Annotated in this window: 17 protein-coding genes and 1 riboswitch; of the genes, 8 read left to right on the plus strand and 9 right to left on the minus strand. The window is 74.0% G+C overall.

The window, feature by feature from the left end:
- Nucleotides 1-6: 6 nt before the first annotated feature.
- The 5 genes from ACF07N_RS28145 to thiO all read right to left on the minus strand — a co-directional run bounded on the left by ACF07N_RS28145 (nucleotide 7) and on the right by thiO (nucleotide 5,126).
- Nucleotides 7-885: a deoxyribonuclease IV gene (locus ACF07N_RS28145; protein ID WP_392118112.1), complete on the minus strand. Its 879-nt coding sequence runs from the start codon at nucleotides 883-885 to the stop codon at nucleotides 7-9.
- 57 nt (nucleotides 886-942) lie between these two features.
- Nucleotides 943-2,874: a Stk1 family PASTA domain-containing Ser/Thr kinase gene (pknB, locus tag ACF07N_RS28150; protein WP_392118115.1), complete on the minus strand. Its 1,932-nt coding sequence runs from the start codon at nucleotides 2,872-2,874 to the stop codon at nucleotides 943-945.
- 85 nt (nucleotides 2,875-2,959) lie between these two features.
- Entirely contained in the window at nucleotides 2,960-3,757 is a 798-nt protein-coding gene (locus tag ACF07N_RS28155; protein WP_383333129.1) for a thiazole synthase, read from the minus strand.
- A 2-nt stretch (nucleotides 3,758-3,759) separates the two neighbouring features.
- A complete protein-coding gene (gene thiS, locus ACF07N_RS28160) occupies nucleotides 3,760-3,960 on the minus strand; it encodes a sulfur carrier protein ThiS (protein ID WP_338777714.1) in 201 nt (66 codons plus the stop codon).
- Nucleotides 3,957-5,126, minus strand: coding sequence for a glycine oxidase ThiO (gene thiO, locus ACF07N_RS28165; protein ID WP_392118120.1), 1,170 nt, complete (start codon nucleotides 5,124-5,126; stop codon nucleotides 3,957-3,959). Before thiO ends, thiS begins: the two co-directional genes overlap by 4 nt.
- Nucleotides 5,124-5,235: riboswitch (TPP riboswitch) on the minus strand. It overlaps the preceding gene by 3 nt.
- 193 nt (nucleotides 5,236-5,428) lie before the next feature.
- Here thiO and ACF07N_RS28170 point away from each other — a divergent pair.
- From ACF07N_RS28170 to ACF07N_RS28190, 5 genes are all read left to right on the plus strand, one after another.
- The gene (locus tag ACF07N_RS28170; RefSeq protein WP_392118122.1) at nucleotides 5,429-6,670 is read left to right on the plus strand and encodes an NAD(P)/FAD-dependent oxidoreductase; all 1,242 of its coding nucleotides are present in this window, start codon (nucleotides 5,429-5,431) and stop codon (nucleotides 6,668-6,670) included.
- Between the two features lie 77 nt (nucleotides 6,671-6,747).
- Nucleotides 6,748-7,113: an Rv2175c family DNA-binding protein gene (locus tag ACF07N_RS28175; protein ID WP_094052488.1), complete on the plus strand. Its 366-nt coding sequence runs from the start codon at nucleotides 6,748-6,750 to the stop codon at nucleotides 7,111-7,113.
- 295 nt (nucleotides 7,114-7,408) lie between these two features.
- Nucleotides 7,409-8,068 (plus strand): thiamine phosphate synthase, encoded by a 660-nt coding sequence (gene thiE / locus ACF07N_RS28180; protein ID WP_383333138.1) that lies wholly within the window; start codon nucleotides 7,409-7,411, stop codon nucleotides 8,066-8,068.
- 188 nt (nucleotides 8,069-8,256) lie between these two features.
- Nucleotides 8,257-9,180 (plus strand): methylenetetrahydrofolate reductase [NAD(P)H], encoded by a 924-nt coding sequence (gene metF, locus ACF07N_RS28185; RefSeq protein ID WP_383333140.1) that lies wholly within the window; start codon nucleotides 8,257-8,259, stop codon nucleotides 9,178-9,180.
- Between the two features lie 56 nt (nucleotides 9,181-9,236).
- Entirely contained in the window at nucleotides 9,237-10,178 is a 942-nt protein-coding gene (locus ACF07N_RS28190; RefSeq protein WP_392118126.1) for a hypothetical protein, read from the plus strand.
- A 27-nt stretch (nucleotides 10,179-10,205) separates the two neighbouring features.
- Here the strand turns inward: ACF07N_RS28190 and ACF07N_RS28195 are convergent, their stop codons facing one another.
- The 4 genes from ACF07N_RS28195 to ACF07N_RS28210 form a co-directional block, all read right to left on the minus strand.
- Nucleotides 10,206-11,705: a phytoene desaturase family protein gene (locus tag ACF07N_RS28195; protein WP_392118129.1), complete on the minus strand. Its 1,500-nt coding sequence runs from the start codon at nucleotides 11,703-11,705 to the stop codon at nucleotides 10,206-10,208.
- Nucleotides 11,706-12,165: 460 nt separating this feature from the next.
- A complete protein-coding gene (locus ACF07N_RS28200) occupies nucleotides 12,166-12,795 on the minus strand; it encodes a TetR/AcrR family transcriptional regulator (RefSeq protein ID WP_392118131.1) in 630 nt (209 codons plus the stop codon).
- Between the two features lie 47 nt (nucleotides 12,796-12,842).
- On the minus strand, nucleotides 12,843-14,927 hold the full coding sequence (locus ACF07N_RS28205; protein WP_392118134.1) for a YhgE/Pip family protein: 2,085 nt from the start codon (nucleotides 14,925-14,927) through the stop codon (nucleotides 12,843-12,845).
- On the minus strand, nucleotides 14,899-15,798 hold the full coding sequence (locus ACF07N_RS28210; protein ID WP_392118137.1) for an ATP-binding cassette domain-containing protein: 900 nt from the start codon (nucleotides 15,796-15,798) through the stop codon (nucleotides 14,899-14,901). The genes ACF07N_RS28205 and ACF07N_RS28210 overlap by 29 nt, the downstream gene beginning before the upstream one ends.
- 196 nt (nucleotides 15,799-15,994) lie before the next feature.
- Between ACF07N_RS28210 and ACF07N_RS28215 the strand changes: the two genes are divergently transcribed.
- The 3 genes from ACF07N_RS28215 (at nucleotide 15,995) to ACF07N_RS28225 (ending at nucleotide 18,213) form a co-directional block, all read left to right on the plus strand.
- The gene (locus tag ACF07N_RS28215) at nucleotides 15,995-16,564 is read left to right on the plus strand and encodes an SAV_6107 family HEPN domain-containing protein (protein WP_392118140.1); all 570 of its coding nucleotides are present in this window, start codon (nucleotides 15,995-15,997) and stop codon (nucleotides 16,562-16,564) included.
- Between the two features lie 163 nt (nucleotides 16,565-16,727).
- Nucleotides 16,728-17,525 carry a methyltransferase gene (locus ACF07N_RS28220; protein WP_392118143.1) on the plus strand — a complete coding sequence of 266 codons (798 nt, stop codon included), beginning with the start codon at nucleotides 16,728-16,730 and terminating at the stop codon, nucleotides 17,523-17,525.
- Between the two features lie 280 nt (nucleotides 17,526-17,805).
- Entirely contained in the window at nucleotides 17,806-18,213 is a 408-nt protein-coding gene (locus tag ACF07N_RS28225) for a DUF3040 domain-containing protein (RefSeq protein ID WP_392118146.1), read from the plus strand.
- Nucleotides 18,214-18,517: the final 304 nt, after the last annotated feature.

The raw sequence follows: 18,517 nt of genomic DNA on the forward strand, positions 1-18,517 counted from the left end.
GGGGCGTCAGGCGTCGCGCAGCTTCTTCAGCCGCTCCACGTCCGCGGCGTGCCCCTCCCTGCCGCCCGGCGTCTCGATGACCAGCGGCACGCCCTCGGTCGCGGGGTGCGTCATCAGGGCCCGGAACGGATCCTCGCCGATGTGGCCGGCGCCGATGTTCTCGTGCCGGTCCTTGTGGGCGCCCGCCACGTCCTTGGAGTCGTTGGCGTGGATCAGCTTCAGCCGGCCCTCACCGACCGTGTCCACCAGCAGGTCCAGCGTCCGGTGCATCCCGCTCGGGCCGGTCAGGTCGTGCCCCGCGGCGAAGATGTGGCAGGTGTCCAGGCACACGCCGAGCATCGGGTGGGCGTCCAGCGCCTCGAAGTACGGGCCGAAGTCCCACGTCCGCGAGCACAGGGAGGCACCCTGGCCGGCCGTCGACTCCAGCAGCAGGTACGGGTCGTCGTCGTGGGTCAGCTCGTCGAGCAGCGGCAGCAGGTGCTCGCGCACCTGCTTCAGCGCCACGGACCGGTCCCGGCCGCCGGTGGCGCTGCCCGTGTGCACCACCACGCCCCGCGCCCCGATCTGCCGCCCCCGCCGCAGTGAGTGCCGCAGCGACTCCACCGACCGCTCCACGGTCGCCTCGGTGTGCGAGCCGAAGTTGATCAGGTAGGGGGCGTGCACGTACGCGGGGATCGACTCGGCCTCGCACACCGCGCGGAACGCCTCGTCCTGCTGCGGATTCCCGGCCGGGGTGGCCCAGCCGCGCGGGTTGGCGACGAAGACCTGCACGGTCTCCGCCCCGAGGTCACGGGCGTACGACAGGCCGGTGCGGTGGAGTCCACCGGCCACGGGGACGTGGCCGCCCACGGGATTGCGGGTGGGGCCGGACAGCTGATGGTTCACCCGTTCAGGGTGTCATGCTCCCGGCCGTGCCCCGTCCACGGGCCAGGCGCCCGGCCGTCACCTGATCTCGATCGTGATCGTCGAGCCCTTGGGCGCCGTCTCGCCGCCCTCGACCGACTGGCCCTTGACGGTGTCGCCGAACAGACCCAGCAGACCGCGGTCCTCGTCGACCTGGAACCCGGCGTCCTCCAGCGCCTGCCGGGCCTCCTCGACGCTGTCGCCGACCACGTCCGGCACCTCGATCATCTCGGGGCCCTTGGACAGGGTCAGCGTGATCGTGTCGCCCTCGGCCGCACGGCCCCCGGAGGCCGGGCTCTGCTTCACGACCTGGCCCTTGCCGAACTCCGAGGAGTTGACCCGCCCGGCGGCGATCTTCACCTTCAGACCGGCGTCCTCCAGTTCGGCCCGGGCATCGGCCTCGTCCTCACCGGTCACGTCGGGGACGTCCACCGGGCCGCCCTTGCTGACGACGAGCGCCACGGCCGTGCCCGCGCGCACCTGCGTGCCGTCCGCGGGCCGCGCCCCGATCACCGAGCCGCGCGGCACGTCCTCGCTGAACTCCCGCGTCACCATGCCCGGCTTCAGCCCGTCCTGCTTCAGCAGGGAGCGGGCCTCGTCCAGCTTCCGGCCGGCCAGCGCGGGCACGCGCACGGTCTCCGGGCCGTCCGAGACGGTGATGCTCACCGCGTCGTTGCCGCGGATGCGCGTCCCGGCCTTCGGGTCGCTGCTGATCACCTGGCCGCGCTCGACGGTGTCGCTGTAGGCGTGCTCCACCTCGCCGAGCTCCAGGCCGGCGTCCGCCAGCCGCTCCTCGGCCTGGGCCTGGGTCTTCGCCAGCAGCGGGGGGACCTCGGTGAACTGGCCCGAGTTGATGTACCAGATGCCCGTGCCGAGGCCGAGCACCAGCAGCACGGCCACCACGATCGCCGCCGGGCCGCGCCGGGGGACCGAGCGGCGCCGGGGCGGAGGCGGCGGCGGGGAGGCGAGACGGCTGGTGCGGTGGAGCTCCGCCCCGGGCGGCTCGTCCTCGGTCACCGGCAGCGGGCGCGGTGTGGTCAGGGCGCGCGGGATCACGCTCGTGCGGTCGTCGGAGTTGTCGTGGTCCGGCGCGAGCGCCTGCGGCGGCACCGCGTCCAGCTGCTCCTCGCTCAGCCGGCCGCGTCCGTCCCGGACCAGGGCGAGCAGGGCCACCGCGTCGTAGGGGCGGATCTCCGGCGTGCGGGCGGTCGCCGACGCGACCATCTCGTCCAGCTCGTAGGCCAGGCCGGGGACCGCGGCCGAGGGCGGCGGCACGTCCTCGTGCAGGTGCTTGTAGAGGATCACGGCCGGGGAGTCCCCGTCGTGCGGCTTGTCGCCGGTCAGCATCTCGTAGAGCATCACGCCGCACGCGTAGACGTCGACGCGCGGATCGGCCGTGCCGTTCTCTATCTGCTCGGGCGCGAGGTAGGAGACCGTGCCGAGCACCGTGCCGGTGGTGTTGGTCACGGTGTCCACCGCGCGGACCAGGCCGAAGTCGGCGACCTTGACCCGGCCGTCGTCGCCGATCAGGACGTTCTCGGGCTTCATGTCGCGGTGCACGAACCCGGCGCGGTGCGCGGCGCCCAGGGCGGCCAGCACCGGCTCCACGATGTCCAGGGCGGCCCGCGGCTGGAGCGCCCCGCGCTCGCGCAGCACGTCCCGCAGGGTGCAGCCCGCGACGTACTCCATGGCCAGGTAGACGTACGAACCGTCGGTGCCCTGGTCGAACACCTGCACGACGTTCGGGTGAGCCAGCCGGGCGACCGACTTCGCCTCGCGGATGAACCGCTCGACGAACGAGACGTCGACCGCGAGGGAGGGGTGCATCACCTTGAGCGCGAGAACCCGGTCGAGGCGGGTGTCCACGGCCCGGTAGACCGTGGCCATCCCGCCGACCGCGATCCGCGCGTCGACGCGGTACCGGCCGTCGAGCACCTGCCCGACCAAGGGGTCCTGAAGGGTCGTGTCCACGCAGGGGAGTCTACGAGCCACGACCGACAGCCCCGCCCGCCCGGCGGATTCGGGGCGGGACTGCAGCCGTCCTGTGACGTGTCCCCTATCCGAAGGCGGGACGCTCCGGATCCAGCGCGGCCATGCCCTCCGCCGGCGACGACGCCTCCGCGAAATGCCGCCGCGGGATCCGGCCCGCGCGGTGGGCCAGCCGCCCCGCCTCCACGGCATGCCGCATGGCGTCGGCCATCAGCACCGGCTCCTGCGCCCGCGTCACCGCCGAGGCGAGCATCACACCCGCGCACCCCAGCTCCATCGCCAGGGCCGCGTCCGAGGCCGTCCCCGCCCCCGCGTCCAGGATCACCGGCACGCGCGCCTGCTCGACGATCAGCCGGAAGTTGTGCGGGTTGCGGATGCCGAGCCCGGAGCCGATGGGCGAGCCGAGCGGCATGACCGCCGCGCAGCCCACGTCCTCCAGCCTGCGGGCCAGCACGGGGTCGTCGTTGGTGTACGGCAGCACCGTGAAGCCGTCGTCGACCAGCGTCTCGGCCGCCTCCAGCAGCTCGATCGGGTCCGGCAGCAGCGTGCGCTCGTCGGCGATGACCTCCAGCTTGATCAGGTCGGTGCCGAGGGCCTCGCGCGCGAGGCGGGCCGTGAGGACGGCCTCGCCGGCGGTGAAGCAGCCCGCGGTGTTGGGCAGCACCCGGATGCCGAGCCGGTCGAGGACGGACAGCACCGAGCCGTGCACCGAGGGGTTCACGCGGCGCATCGCGACCGTCGTCAGCTCCGTCCCGGACGCCACCAGCGACCGCTCCAGGACGTCGAGGCTGGGCGCTCCGCCCGTGCCCATGATCAGACGGGAGGTGAGGGACAGGTCCCCGAGGACGAACGGGTCGTCGGCCATGGTCAGCCTCCTTGGACGGCGGTCAGGACTTCCACGCGGTCTCCCTCGGCGAGGGGCGTGGACGGCCACTGGGCGCGCGGGACGACGGTCTCGTTGAGGGCGGCGGCCACTCCCGAGGGCGATGCGGTGAGCGACTTCACGACGGTGTCGAGAGCCGTGCCGGGCCGGACGTCCCGGGGCTCGCCGTTGACGGAGATGTTCATGCGGGCTGCTCCGTGAGTGCGGTGGCGGTACTGAAGCGCCGGGGGGTGAAGGGGCGGGCCTCCTCGGGGAGTTCACCCGTGGTCAGGGCGTGCGCCAGGGCGTCGCCGGTCACCGGAGTGAGCAGGACGCCGTTGCGGTGGTGCCCGGTGGCCAGCAGCAGGCCGTCCAGGCCGGCCGGGCCGAGCAGGGGCGCGTTGTCGGGGGAGCCGGGGCGCAGCCCGGCGCGGGTCTCGGTGAGCGGCAGCTCGGTGATGCCCGGGACCAGCTCGTGGGCGTCGCGCAGCAGTTCGTAGACGCCGCCCGCGGTGACGGTGGTGTCCCAGCCCAGTTCCTCGCTGGTCGCCCCGACGACCAGCTCGCCGCTCTCGCGCGGCACCAGGTAGACATGGCTGCCGCGCACCACCGCGCGCACGGTCCGGCTGAGGAACGGCCCGTGCCGCCGCGGCATGGTCAGCCGCAGGACCTGCCCCTTCACGGGCCGTACGGGCGGCAGGACCTCCTGCGGGATCCCGGCCAGGCGTCCGCTCAGACTGCCCCCGGCCAGCACCACCTGCCCGGCGCCCAGCCCGGTCCCGTCGGCCGTGACGGCGCCCGTGGCCCGCTCACCGGTCACGGTGAGCCGCTCGGCCCACACCCGGTGGAAGACCACACCGGCCTGTTCACAGGCGGCGACCAGCGCCCCGGCCAGCCGCCGGGGGTCGATCTGGTGATCGCCGTCCACGCGCAGGCCCCCGCGCACGCCCGGCGCGAGCATCGGCTCCAGACGCCGGCACTCACGCCCCGACAGCCACTGGGAGTCCAGCCCCGACTGCTCCTGCAGGGCGTGCAGCTCGCGCAGATGGGCCCGGTCGTCGGCGTCCAGGGCGACGGCGAGGGTGCCGCAGCGGCGGTAGCCGAGGTCGTGGCCGGTCAGCTCGGTGAGCTCGGCCGCGAAGTCCGGGTAGCGCCGGGCGGAGGCCAGGTTCAGGCCGAGCAGGGTCTGCTCGCCGTAGTGCAGCTCCGTGACGGCGGCCAGCATGCCGGCCGCCACCTGCGCGGCCCCGCCGCCCGGCTCGGGGTCCACCACCGCCGTGGCGAGACCGCGCTGCGCGGCACGCCAGGCCGTGACCAGCCCGATGATCCCGCCCCCGATGACGAGGACGTCTGAGGTTCGCGTGCGCGACATGGGCGTCCAGCCCCTCCCTTCGCCGGCATGACCCGGATCAGGTTCGTACGGTCGGAGGCCGCCAGCCTCCCTCTCAGCCCGGTGCGTCCGGGCTCCCGCGAGTGCTCTGCGCGGACCACCCTAGCCGGACGCCGCGGGGGGCGGTAAGGGAGCCTCCGTGCGCAACCGGCCGCGGCGGCGTCGTACACGGCCCGTTTCCGGGTATGCGCAAGGACGGACCCGGGCGGCGGGACGGGCGCTGTGGAGCAGGTCACGGCGCAGGGGCACTGACTGACGGAATGTCAGTTGACTATGGTGATCAGGTGAGCGAGCAGACGCAGGAACCAGGGTCGTCCGGGCCGGCGCGCGTGGTCGTGGCGGGCGCGGGGATGGCCGGTGTGCAGACCGCGGTCGCGCTGCGCGAGCGGGGCTTTCCCGGCACGGTGCTGCTGATCGGCGCCGAGCCCCACCAGCCCTACGACCGGCCGCCGCTGTCCAAGGCCGTCCTGCTCGGCAAGTCCGAGGGCTCCGCCTTCGACGTCGACTTCGAGGCCCTCGGTATCGAACTGCGGCTCGGCTGCGAGGTGATGGGCGTGCGCCCCGCCGAGCACGAACTGGACACCGAGGACGGGCCCGTGCCCTACGACGTCCTGGTCCTGGCCACCGGCGCCGAACCGGTCCGGCTGCCCGGCACGGAGGGCGTGCCCGGCGTGCACCTGCTGCGCACCCTGGACGACGCCGAGCGGCTGCGGCCGGTGCTCGCCCGCCAGCACGACATCGTGGTCGTCGGCGCGGGCTGGATCGGCGCGGAGTTCGCCACCGCCGCGCGTGAGGCGGGCTGCGCGGTCACGGTCGTGGAGGCCGCGGAACGGCCGCTGGCCGGAGCGCTGCCCGCCGAGGTCGCCGCCCCGATGACCGGCTGGTACGCCGACGCGGGCGTGGAACTGCGCACACACGCGCGCGTGGAGCGCGTCGAGCCCGGAGCGGTGGTGCTCCGGGACGGTACGCGGCTGCCCGCGGGCGCGGTCGTGGTCGGCATCGGCGCGCGCCCGGCGACGTCCTGGCTGGCCGGTTCCGGGATCCGGCTCGGCGACCACGGCGAGGTCCTGGCCGACGAGCACCTGCGCACCTCCCGGCCGGACGTGTACGCCGTCGGCGACTGCGCCTCCTTCCCCTCGGGGCGGTACGGCGAGCGCCTGCTGGTGCACCACTGGGACAACGCGCTCCAGGGACCCCGCACGGTCGCCGCGAACATCGTCGGCCGCGCCACGGGTGAGACATCGGCCGTCTACGATCCCGTCCCGTACTTCTGGTCCGAGCAGTTCGGGCGGTTCGTGCAGTACGCCGGTCACCACGCGGACGCCGACACCACCCTGTGGCGCGGCGACCCGTCCGGCCCGGCCTGGACGGTGTGCTGGCTGCGCGGCGGGCGGATGGTCGCGCTGCTGGCGGTGGGCCGGCCCCGGGATCTGGCGCAGGGCCGCCGGCTGATCGAGTCGGGCGCGCCGATGAACCCGGTGCTGCTGGCGGACCCGGCACGGCCGATGAAGGCGGCCGTGGCGTAGGGCCCGCGAGCCGGTGCGGCCGCCCGGGTGGACCGGGCCGACTTCCGACTGTCGGTGGCGGATGGCAGGCTGGTTCCGTGACCGAGATTGACGCAAAGATCGATGCTCTCGTCCCAGCCTGGCTCACCCTCCCCGACATCGCCGAACAGTTCGGCGTCGAGGTGACGCGCGTGCGGCAGCTGGTCAAGGAGGGCCAGCTCATCGCCGTGCGCCGCGGTGAGAACCGCGCGCTGCACGTCCCCGCGGACTTCATCGACGGGGACAAGGTCGTCAAGGGCCTGTCCGGGACCCTGACGCTCCTGCGGGACGACGGCTTCACGGTCGAAGAGATGCTGGAGTGGCTGTTCACCCCCGACCCCTCCCTGCCCGGCACCCCGGCGCAGGCCCTCCGCGAGAATCGCGGCACGGAGGTGAAGCGCCGCGCCCAGGCGCTCGCGGTCTGACCCGACCCCGACCGAACAACCGTCCGGCACCGCGTGAGCGGGGCCGGACCCGAACAACGCCCGCGTGGGGCCGTGGCCCGTGGGGTCACGGCCAGGGGCGGGCTCGCGCCCGTGCGGGGCCGCCCGTGCGGGGCCGCGCGGGCACGGCCGTCCGGCCGCCGCCGGCCGAGGGGGGCGTAGGGTGCCCGAGGCGTCGTGGCGGACCGGACCTTCCCGCACCGCACACGCACGCACCCGTACGGCACCGACGTACCGCGGGCGCACCCGCGGCACCGACCTCCAGGGGGACGCACCCATGCCCGGCACCGCCGCCACCACCGCCCGCGACCGGCTCGCCGACGCCCGGCTGTACCTGTGCACCGACGCGCGCAGGCGGCAGGGCGATCTCCCGGAGTTCCTGGACGCCGTGCTGGCCGGCGGCGTCGACATCGTGCAGCTGCGGGACAAGGGCATGGAGGCCGCCGAGGAGCTGGAGCACCTGGCGGTCTTCGCCGACGCCTGCGCCCGGCACGGCAAGCTGCTCGCGGTCAACGACCGCGCGGACGTCGCCCACGCCGCCCGCTCCGACGTGCTCCATCTCGGCCAGGGCGACCTGCCGGTCCCCGCGGCCCGCGCGATCCTCGGCGACGACGTCCTGATCGGCCGCTCCACCCACGCCGAGTCCGAGGCCGCGGCGGCCGCCGCGCAGGACGGCGTGGACTACTTCTGCACCGGCCCGTGCTGGCCCACCCCCACCAAGCCGGGCCGCCACGCCCCCGGCCTGGACCTGGTCCGGTACACCGCCGCCCTCGGCACCGACCGCCCCTGGTTCGCCATCGGCGGCATCGACCTGACCACGCTCGGCCAGGTCCTGGAGGCGGGTGCCCGGCGCGTCGTCGTGGTACGGGCGATCACCGAGGCCGACGACCCGGGCGCGGCGGCGGCCGAGTTCGCGAAGCGGCTGCGGGAGCGGTAGCCCGCCCTGCGGTGTCCGGGCCTTCCGGAGAGGACTGTCCGGGCCGGGCCGTCGGTCGGGACCGTCCGGGCGGGACTGTCCGGGCGGGACTGTCCAAGGGGTGGACAACAGACGGACAACAAATGGACAAAGAGGGCAAAACCCCTCGGTCGGTTGGGGGAGCGACCGCCCCTGGCTAACCTGCCGGTATGGCCCTCGGCACCGCATCCATCAGGTCGGACCACGCGCGCACCGTCCGCGACATGCTCGCGACCGGCAAGACGACGTACTCGTTCGAGTTCTACGCCCCGAAGACCCCGAAGGGCGAGCGGATGCTGTGGAACGCGCTGCGGCGGGTCGAGGCCGTGGCGCCCGACTTCGTCTCCGTGACCTACGGCGCCGGCGGCTCAACCCGCGCCGGCACGGTCAAGGCGACCGAGGCGATCGCCTCCGACACCACCCTCACGCCGATCGCCCACCTCACCGCGGTCGACCACTCGGTGGCCGACCTGCGCAACATCATCGGCCAGTACGCCGACGCCGGGATCCGCAACATGCTCGCGCTGCGCGGCGACCCGCCCGGCGACCCGATGGGCGAGTGGGTGCCGCACCCCCGCGGCCTCGCCTACGCCGCCGAGCTCGTCGAACTGATCAAGGCCTCCGGCGACTTCTGCGTCGGGGTCGCCGCCTTCCCGGCGATGCACCCGCGCTCCACCGACTGGGACACCGACGTCCGCCACTTCGTCGACAAGTGCCGCGCGGGCGCGGACTACGCCATCACGCAGATGTTCTTCCACCCGGAGGACTACCTCCGGCTGCGCGACCGCGTCTCGGCGGCCGGCTGCGACACCCCGATCATCCCGGAGGTCATGCCGATCGCCAGCGTGCGGTCCCTGGAGCGGATCGGCTCGCTGACCAACGCCGCCTTCCCGGCCGCCCTGAAAGAGCGGATCCTCACAGCGAAGGACGATCCGGCCGCTGTACGCTCCATCGGTATCGAATTCGCCACGGAGTTCTGTGCGCGGCTGCTCGCCGAGGGCGTGCCCGGCTTGCACTTCATCACGCTCAACAACTCCACTGCGACACTGGAAATCTACGAGAACCTGGGCCTGCACCACCGACAGCAGGCCTAGACCGTTCGCACCGGTATACGACACACTGCGTAGCGGCGACTGGGAGAGGGGCGTACATGGGCTGGGCGGTCCTCTACATCGCGTTCGGCATCGTCGCGCTGTGGCTGCTGGGTGAGGTGCTGCTGCAGTACAAGGCGCGGCTGCGCTGGCGGCTGCTGGCCTTCGTCGGTTTCCTCGGCGTGGTGGTCGGGGTGCTCATCCCGTCCGTCGTCGTGATCGGACTGGGCGCGGCCGCCTTCGCCGTCGGCCAGACGTACGTCACCCTCTCCTTCCGCAGCGGCTTCGCGGCCGGCTGGGCGGTGAACGCGCCGATGCTGAGCGGCAGCAAGCGGCGCCGGGGCGAGCGCGGCCGCCAGGAGCCGACCCTGGAGGTCTCCGGCCTGGAGGCCGACGGCGGATACGGCGACGAGACCGGCGACCGGCGCCGCGAGCCCGTCCACCGCGACGACACCTACGGCGACGATTACGACCGCGACGACGTCTTCACCCCGGCGCGCCCGGACCGGGAGACCGCCGCCGCGGCCACTTCCGTCTACGAGCCGCTGCCCCTGCCCGACGACACCGGCTCCTACGGGGTCTACGGCGAGAACGGGTACGGGCAGAACGCCGGCCGGTCCCAAGACCAGTACTCCGCACAGAACGCCGACCAGTACTCCGCCTACGACTACTCGGGCTACGCCCAGCAGGGCTACGACGCGGGCGGCCAGCAGCAGTACGCCGCCTACTCGGACCCGTACATCGGCTCGTCGCACTACGGCGCGGCCCCCTACGACCAGGGCTACGGCGACCAGCAGTACTACGGCCAGCAGCAGGGCTACGGCCAGGACCAGTACGCCGGGACCCACAGCGGCGAGACCCCGCCCGGCGGGGTGTGGGTGCCGCAGCAGCGCAACACCGACGAGTACGGGCAGGAGCTGCCGCCCGAGCAGGCCTACCCCTACCAGGGCGGTGGGCAGCAGCCGCACGGCAACGGCTTCGACGAGCAGTACCGTTTCTGAAGCCCTCGTGCCCGCGGGGCCGGGCGGTCACTGAGAGCCGCGGAACTCCGGCCCCTCCACGATCAGTCCCGCCACCAGAGCGCCCGACATGCCCGCGTGCGGCAGCCCGCCGCCGGGGTGGGCCCAGCCGCCCACGGTGAACAGGCCCGGCACCCGGGTGCCGTTGGACGGGTGCAGCAGCCGCCCCCCGGCCGCCGCCAGCGCGGGCACGGGCACGGCCCCGCCCTCCGCGCCCGTCTCCCGCGCGATGTCGGCCGGGGTGCGCACCTCATGCCACAGGACGCGCTCGCGCAGATCGGGCAGGACGCGGGCGGCGGCGGTGATCAGGCGCTCGGCGAGAGCGTCGTGGGACCCGTCCAGCCGGGCGGGCACCACCGTCGACAGGGTGACCGCCTCGTGGCCCGCAGGGGCCGATCCCGGGTCGTCCGGCCGCAGCACCGTCACGGTCGGCTGCGCGTCCGCCGCCCGCTGTGCCGCCGCGCCGAACAGCGCCTCCCACTCGGCCTCCCGGTCCGGGGCGTGCACCACCGTGCGGTGGGCCGTGCCCTCGGGGCGGCTGCCGCGCAGGGCGAGCAGGACGGTCAGCCGGCCGGCCGACGCCGGCTGGGGCGGCACCTCGCCCCCGGCCCGGGCGGCCCGGCCCGCCGTCAGCCGCTCCAGGGCGCCCGGCGCGACCCCGGCCACCACGAAGTCGGCCTCGGCGGCCGTCCCGTCGGAGAGCTCGATCCCGCAGGCCCGGCCGTCCTTCTCCCGCACGGCCGTGACGTCGGCGCCGAAGTGGAACTCCACCCGCCGCGCCACGCACCGCTCGTACACCGCACGGGCCAGCTCGCGCATCCCGCCGCGCACGTACCACGTGCCGAAGGCGTGCTCCATGTACGGCAGGACGGCCGCGCTCGCCGGGGTGGTCCGCGGGTCCAGGCCCTGCGCGAGGGCGTACCACTCCAGCAGGGCCGCGAGCCGCGGGTCGCGCAGCTCCCAGGCCCCGACCTCGGCGAGCGTGCCCGCCCGGCGGGTGCGCAGCAGCCGCTTGTGGGGCACCGCCGGGTAGGGCTCGCGCGCGGCCAGCACCTGCCAGTTCGGCCACAGCGGCTCCTCCAGGAGCGGGCGGCGCGTACGGTCCCAGGCCTCGCGGGCCCGCACCAGGAAGTCCCCCCACCGCTTCCCGGCGCCCGCGCCGAGGGCCTCGTCCAGGGCGGCGACGACTCCCGCGCGCGAGGCGTTCGGCAGCGACACCGCCGTACCGTCCGCGAACACGTGCCGGGACGACGGGTCCACCTGGACCAGCTCGACGCACGCCTCCAGCGGCTCCTTGCCGGTCTTGACGAACAGGTCGCGGTAGACGGCGGGCAGCGGCAGCAGGCCCGGACCGGTGTCGAACGTGAACCCGTCGCGCTCGAAGCGGCGCAGCGCCCCGCCGTAGGTGTCCGTCCGTTCGTACACCGCCACCCGGTGGCCCGCGACGGCCAGCCGGGCGGCAGCCGCCAGCGCGCCCATCCCGGCGCCGATCACCGCAATCCGTGCCATGCCAGGGACTTTATCGGCCCCCACCGGCACCCCCGCCGGGGCCACCCGCGAGTACGGGCGCGGACGCGCGGGTGACCAGGGCGCGGCCCCGGGCGCTGGGGTCGAGCCCTCAGCGATGAGTACCCGTACTCAGTGGGGGAGTTGAGTATGCGCGCGGATGGGGGAGGACCCGCCCGGAGGAGAGAGTGGAGACACGGAGAGGGGCTCGGCTCCGGCACCGGCGACACGGGGCGCCGGAACGGGGCCGGCCCACGATCCGCTCCTTCCGCCGACGGCGTCGGCGGAAGCGAGGCACGGGGGAACCGGGGGAGAACCGGGGGGACGACCGCAACGGGGGTCCTGCTGGGGGAACGTACGGGGGAGCAGGAGGAACGGGGGAGCGAGAAGGCGCCGGTTCGCGGTGGCCCGCGGGGGACGCGGCCACAGCGGACCGGCGCTCTCGCATGCCGGCCGCCGCCTGTCAGCGGCAGCCGCTCACCCGCCCCTGGAGCAGCCGCGACAGGGCCGCGTGGACGTCGTCCAGGGAGCGTTCCGGCTGGAAGGACTTCCAGTCGAGCGCGGCCACCAGGACCATGCCGACCAGCGCCGCCGCCGTCAGCGGCACATCGATCTCCTCGCTGAACTCGCCGCCCGCGACCCCCTCGCGCAGCACGCCCTCCACGACCGCGACGGCCTCCTGCCGCACCACCATCAGGGTCGACTGCCACGCCCGGTTGGTGCGCCACAGCTCGGCCACGTACAGCTGCGTGAAGGCCGGGTAGCGGTCGATGAAGACCAGGCCCGCCCGGATCATCGCGTCCAGGGCGTCGACCTTGCCGCCGCCGTCCCGGGCGGTGCGCTCGGCCGCTTCCCTGAGGGAGGCGGTGAGGAGTCCCACCCCGTGCCGCAGCAGTTCCTCGAAGAGGACGGACTTGCTCGCGAAGTTGTAGTAGACGGTGCCCTTCGCGACCCCGGCACGCTCGGCGATCTCGTCCACGGTCGTGGCGGAGAACCCCTGCTCGGCGATGAGCGTGACGGCCGCCTCGTAGAGCTTCTGCCGGGTGGCCTCGCGGCGCGTGCTGCCGCCCGACGCGGCACTGCTGCTTTCCATGGCCCTGATTGTCACAGGAACCTTTCCGGGAGATGTGCCGGTGGGGCTCACAGGCTCAGCTCCGGGTGCAGCCGGTCCAGCGTCCACACCTGGCGCCGGCGGGCCGCCACGGCGGTCAGCGCGAGCGCCCCGGCGGTGAACGCCGTCAGCACCACGCACGCGTGCCACACCGGTTCGAGACCACCGCCGGTGATGAGCCGCCGCAGCGCCTCCACGACGTAGCTCATCGGCAGGAACGGGTGCAGCGCGTTGAAGAAGCCGGGGCTGGTCTGCACGGGGTAGGTGCCGCCCGCCGAGGTCAGCTGGAGCATCAGCAGGGCGAGGACGAGGATCCGGCCCGCGGCCCCGAAGCGCGCGTTCAGCCACTGCACGATCGCCGCGAAGCACGCCGTCACCAGGAACAGGAAGCCCACCGTCCCGGCCGCCCGCACCATCTGCAGGCCGACCGCCCAGTGCAGCACCGCCATCAGCGCCACCGTCTGCAGCACACCGATCGCCACCACGGGCAGCCAGCCCGCCAGCGCGATCCGCCACGCCGAGGCGCCCGCGGCGAGCGCGCGCCGGTTCATCGGCGCGATCAGCATGTACGCCACCATGGCGCCCACCCACAGGGACAGGGGGATGAAGTACGGGGCGAAACCGGTGCCGTAGTTGGGCGCCTTGTGCAGGTCCTGGGAGGCGAGCCGCACGGGATCGGCCATGACCTCGGTGCGCCGCTCGCGGTCCCGCTTGTCGTAGTCGGGTATCTTCTCCGCCCCGTCGTGCAGCCCGCCGGCGAGCTTGCCGGAGCCGTCGACCAGTTTGAAGATGCCGCCGTTGAGGTCCTCCGCGCCCGTCTTCAGCTCGCCGACGCCCTTGTCCAGGTCGACGGCCCCGGTCTTCGCCCTGCCGAGGCCCGTGTGCAGCTTCTTGGCACCGGCGGCGACCCGGGCGGCCCCGTCGTTCAGCTTGTTGATCTTCTTGACGGCGTCGTCGAGGTCCTCGGACAGGCGGGGCGCGCGGTCGGCCAGCGCCTGCGACTGCTTCTGGAGGGTGGCGAGGTTCTTGTCCAGCTTGTCCAGGTCGCCGTCCTGGTCCGCGATCAGCGTGTCGAGGTCGTCGGCGATGAGGGTCACGTCGGCCGCCGCGTCCTTGGCCTTCTTCAGATCGGCGCAGGCGGCGTCGGGCAGCGCCGGCTCCGCGCAGCGCCGGGCGTGGACGTCGGCTAGCGTGGCCGACGCGGCGCGGGCGCCCTTGGCCGCGGCCGGGGCCCTCTTGACCAGGGCGTCCAGGTGCTTGCGGATCACCCCGGAGCTGTCGGCGACGAGCTGGGCGGTGTCGCCGATGGTCTTCTCGTTGCCCTTGAGGAACGGGCGGACCTTGCCGGCGGTGCCGTTGACCTTGTCGGCGAGGGTCTGTGTGCCGTCCGCGACCCCCTGGGAGCCGTCCTTCAGGTCGCCCGCGCCCTTGGTGAGCTTCTTCAGGGCCGCGGACAGCTCGCCGCTGCCGTCCTTCGCGTCCTTCAGGCCGTCGGCGAGGTCCTTGGAGCCCTTCTCGGCCTTGCCGATGCCGCCCTTCAGCTTGTCGGCGCCCTTGGCCGCCTGGACGGTCTTGCCGTGGATGTCGGAGAACGACACGAAGATCCGGTCCAGGAAGGACCGCGAGGTCTTCGTGGACGCGGCGCGCCGCACCTCGCCGAACACCGTGCGGGAGATCTGCCCGACGATGTAGTTGTTGGCGTCGTTGGTGTGCACCTGAAGGGCGCCGGTCTCCGGGGTGTTCCCGGAGCTGGAGGCGATCCGCCGGCTGAAGTCGGCGGGCATGGTGAGCGACAGGTAGTACGTGCCGTCCTCGACACCCCTGCGGGCCTCGGCGGCGCTGACCTCGCGCCAGTCGAACGTCTTGCTGTCGCGCAGGCCCTTGGCGATGTCGTCGCCCGCGGCGATCCTTCTGCCGTCGGCGGTCGCCCCCTTGTCGTCGTTCACCAGCGCCACGGGGATGCGGTCCAGCCGGCCGTACGGGTCCCAGAACGACCACAGGTACAGCGCGCCGTACAGCAGCGGCAGCACCAGCAGGGCGACGAGCGCGGCGCGCGGCAGCTTGCCCCGGCCGAAGCGGCGGAGCTCAAGCGCGGCCAGTCTCGGCGAACGCATCGGCCTTCCCCTCTCCCTGGTCTGCGGTGCCGTGGTCGGTGCCCTGGGCGCGCTGGGTGCCCTGGGCGTCGTCGGTGTCCCGGCCGGCCTCGGCGTCCCGGGCGTCAGCGGTGTCCCGGCCGTTGCCGGTGGCTCGGCCGGCCTCGGCGCCCCGGTCCTCTGCTTGGCCGTCCTCGGCGTCCTGCTCCTCGTGGCTCCCCCGGGTGGACACCCGGACGGCGCCGGCGGGAGCCTCGCTGCACACGGCCAGCACCGTCGTCCCGGCGTCCGCGAGGGACCTGAGCAGGGCCCAGGCCTCGTCCCGCTCGTCGTCCGAGAGCTTGAGGTCGGTGTCGTCGACGCCGAGCAGCCGCGGCCGGCCGATCAGCGCCAGGGCGACCGACAGCCGCAGCGCCTCCAGGCGCTCCAGGTCCCGCACGGCGGTGCGCGGGCCCTTGGGCAGGGTCTCCAGGTCGAGACCGGCCGCGGCCAGAGCCTCGCCGACGCGCCGGCCGGCCTCGGCCGCCCGCTCGCCCCGGGGCCGCAGCAGGGCCCGCAGGGAACCACCGAAGCGCCGCTCGAGCAGCGCCCGCTCGCGCAGGTGCTCGCCGACCGTGAGCGCGGGATCCAGGTCCGTGACTCCGGGCACGTGAGCCAGCGCGCTGAACCGGCGCACCGCCGGCAGTTGCCGGGGCAGCCGGGCGTCTCCCACGACCGCGGTGCCCTCCGTGACCTTCATCCGCCCCGTCAGCGCCAGCAGCAGACACGTCCGGCCGGACCCGGACGGGCCCTCCACCGCGACGAGTGAACCGGGCCCGGCCTCCAGGCAGATGCCGCGGACCGCCCACCCCCGGGGCCCCTCGACCCCCAGGCCCTCGGCGGCGATCCGCACCCCTCCCGTTCCCCTCGCTTCCCCCACGGGACTCCCCACATATTTGAACTGACTGGTCAGTGCAAAAAGTTACTCGGAACCTGCGATCGAGGCAAAACAGCAGGTCAGATCGGATTGTCAGTGCCATACCTCACGATGGGTCACATACGGCACTCCGTATCGGACGCGCCGTCACACAGACGACAGGAGGTTCGTCATGGCCAGCTACCACGCAGCAGCCGCCCGTCGGCGCCGCGCCTCCGGCCCTGCCCCCTCACTGACCGGCCCGGCGAGCGACGTCCACCCCGTACTGCGCCGGGCCTCGGCCCCGCCCGCCGCCCTCGACCTGCTCGCCCAGGCCCGCGCGGGCCTCGACGAAGCCGCCGTCCTGGAGACCCCCAACGAGCGCTACGCGACGGCACACCTCGCCGCCCTGCGCACCGCCGCCGCCGTCCTCGCCGCCCGGGGCAGGCCGGAGACCTCACCCCGGGCCCGGGCCAAGATCCGAAGCGCGTGGGAAGTGCTCCCCGAGATCGCGCCCGAGCTGTCCGAGTGGAGCGCCCTGTTCGCCTCCGGCGCCCGGCGCCGTGCCCGGGCCGAGGCGGGCATCCAGGGCGCGGCCAGCGGCCGGGACGCCGACGACCTGATACGCGACGTGTCGATGTTCCTGCGCATCGTCGAGCGCATGCTGGTCCTCCAGCCGGTCCTCCCGCAGCCGCGGGCGGACCAGGACCAGCCGGCAGACCAGGGCCCGGGGCCGGGGGCGAACATGCCGGACGCGGGCTGACCGGCCGGGAAGGTCCCGGCACCGGGTCATGCCGGGTGCCGCGCCCGAGGCAATAGGGTGGGGGACGCCTGATGTCTTCCCTCCCCGCCGGCCGGGACCGGGGAAGGCAGCCCGTTCCGCTCCGCCGCGCAAGAGGCGGTGCCGCGCCGAGGAGTCAACTGCCGTGTCGGACCCGATGCGACCCCGCGCCTCCCTCCGTACCGCCGTGGTCTGGGAGGTGCTCCAGGACGCCCTGGACCGCCGGGCCAAGGCCACGGGCCGCGAGTCGCTGGACGTCCTCGACACCGGAGGCGGCAGCGGCAACTTCGCCGTGCCCGTGGCCCGTCTCGGCCACCGGGTCACGGTCGTCGACCCGAGCCCCAACGCGCTGTTCGCGCTGGAGCGCCGCGCCGCCGAGGCCGGCGTCGCCGACCGGGTCGAGGGGGTGCAGGGCGACGCCCACGGTCTCTTCGACGTGGCCGAGCGGGGCGGTTACGACGTGGTGCTGTGCCACGGCGTCCTGGAGTACGTGGACGACCCGGCCGAGGGCGTCCGCAACGCGGTCGCGGCACTGCGCCCGGAGGGCGTCCTCAGCCTGCTCGCTGCCGGGCTCGGCGGTGCCGTGCTGGCCCGGGCCCTGGCCGGTCACTTCAAGGAGGCCCGGCAGGCCCTGGCCGACCCGAACGGACGATGGGGCACGGGTGACCCGGTCCCGCGCCGCTTCACCGCCGAGCAGCTCACCGCTCTGGTCGAGGGCGCGGGCCTGCGGGTCGGTGCCGTGCACGGCGTCCGGGTCTTCGCCGACCTCGTGCCCGGCGTCCTCGTGGACACCGAGCCCGGGGCCCTGGAGGCGCTGCTCAAGCTGGAGGAGGCGGCAGCGGAGCTCCCGGCCTTCCACTCCGTGGCCACCCAGCTCCACGTGCTCGGTGAGACGGCTGAGACCGGTGGGGTCGACGAGACACCCGGGGCCACTGGGGCGTGAGGCGCCTCCCGGGGTACCGCCGCTGATCAGCGGCTCGGCTGCGCATGGAGTACGCCACAGGCCCCCCGAATGGGGGCTTGGCGCCGTATGATCGAGGGAGACCGTTCCGGCATGACGGGTCGGCCGCCGGGGAATGACAAGCCTCAGCGAGCCGGGACGTCCATGGCGGATTCCGGTTGGCCAATTGGCGCAGAGGGGCGGGTTTCACGGGGGCGATTCCCTGCCTATCCTGAAGGGACCCCCCGGGTCGCCCCGGCGACTGCACGATGAGGAGGACTCCGTGCCGCTCTCGGAGCACGAGCAGCGCATGCTCGAGCAGATGGAGCGAGCGCTGTACGCCGAAGATCCCAAGTTCGCGTCGGCGCTTGAGGGAAGCGGGCTGCGTACGTACACCCGGCGGCGGGTCTACCAGGCGGTCGCGGGCTTCCTCGCAGGTATTGCGCTCCTCATGGCCGGTATGGTCGCCAAGCAGGTCTGGCTCAGTGTCGTGGGCTTCCTCGTCATGCTGGGATGCGCGGTGCTCGCCGTGACCGGCTGGCGCAAGGCCCCCAAGCCGGGTGAACAGGCCGCCGGTGCCGCCGCAGGCCCACAGGGCCGCCGTCAGGGCCGGCAACGGCGCTCCATGATGGACCGCATCGAGCAGCGCTGGCAGAAGCGCCGTGACGAGCAGGGCGGCCACGGCCATTAGGTCCGCGCCGAGTCTCCTCACGGCCTCATGAACACACCGTCAGGGGGTGACCACCGAGTGGTGGTCACCCCCTGACGTATGCCCAGGCATAGGTGCCCGGCAGCGCCGCCGCCCTGGCCTCCGGCGGGGCGGGCAGGTCCGCGAGGGCTCTACCCTGCTCGACTGCGGCCTCAGCAGACTGAAGCCCGGGTCCGGCCCGGTTCAGTACTCGGTGTACTCGGTGTACTCGGCCCGAGTCCGGGCCTGTCGGCCCGGGGCGCCTCAGCAGGCACTGAGCCGGAGCCCGGGCCCCGGCCGCGCGGCC

The sequence above is a fragment of the Streptomyces sp. NPDC015242 genome, from assembly GCF_043079125.1.
Classification (GTDB): domain Bacteria; phylum Actinomycetota; class Actinomycetes; order Streptomycetales; family Streptomycetaceae; genus Streptomyces.

What these genes read in the sequence shown, in the direction of transcription:
- ACF07N_RS28205 (WP_392118134.1), bottom strand. Translation starts at nt 14,927, where the DNA reads ATGCGTTCGCCGAGACTGGCCGCGCTTGAGCTCCGCCGCTTCGGCCGG.
- thiE (WP_383333138.1), top strand. Translation starts at nt 7,409, where the DNA reads ATGCCCGGCACCGCCGCCACCACCGCCCGCGACCGGCTCGCCGACGCC.
- ACF07N_RS28215 (WP_392118140.1), top strand. Translation starts at nt 15,995, where the DNA reads ATGGCCAGCTACCACGCAGCAGCCGCCCGTCGGCGCCGCGCCTCCGGC.
- ACF07N_RS28190 (WP_392118126.1), top strand. Translation starts at nt 9,237, where the DNA reads ATGGGCTGGGCGGTCCTCTACATCGCGTTCGGCATCGTCGCGCTGTGG.
- ACF07N_RS28155 (WP_383333129.1), bottom strand. Translation starts at nt 3,757, where the DNA reads ATGGCCGACGACCCGTTCGTCCTCGGGGACCTGTCCCTCACCTCCCGT.
- metF (WP_383333140.1), top strand. Translation starts at nt 8,257, where the DNA reads ATGGCCCTCGGCACCGCATCCATCAGGTCGGACCACGCGCGCACCGTC.
- ACF07N_RS28195 (WP_392118129.1), bottom strand. Translation starts at nt 11,705, where the DNA reads ATGGCACGGATTGCGGTGATCGGCGCCGGGATGGGCGCGCTGGCGGCT.
- thiS (WP_338777714.1), bottom strand. Translation starts at nt 3,960, where the DNA reads ATGAACATCTCCGTCAACGGCGAGCCCCGGGACGTCCGGCCCGGCACG.
- ACF07N_RS28200 (WP_392118131.1), bottom strand. Translation starts at nt 12,795, where the DNA reads ATGGAAAGCAGCAGTGCCGCGTCGGGCGGCAGCACGCGCCGCGAGGCC.
- thiO (WP_392118120.1), bottom strand. Translation starts at nt 5,126, where the DNA reads ATGTCGCGCACGCGAACCTCAGACGTCCTCGTCATCGGGGGCGGGATC.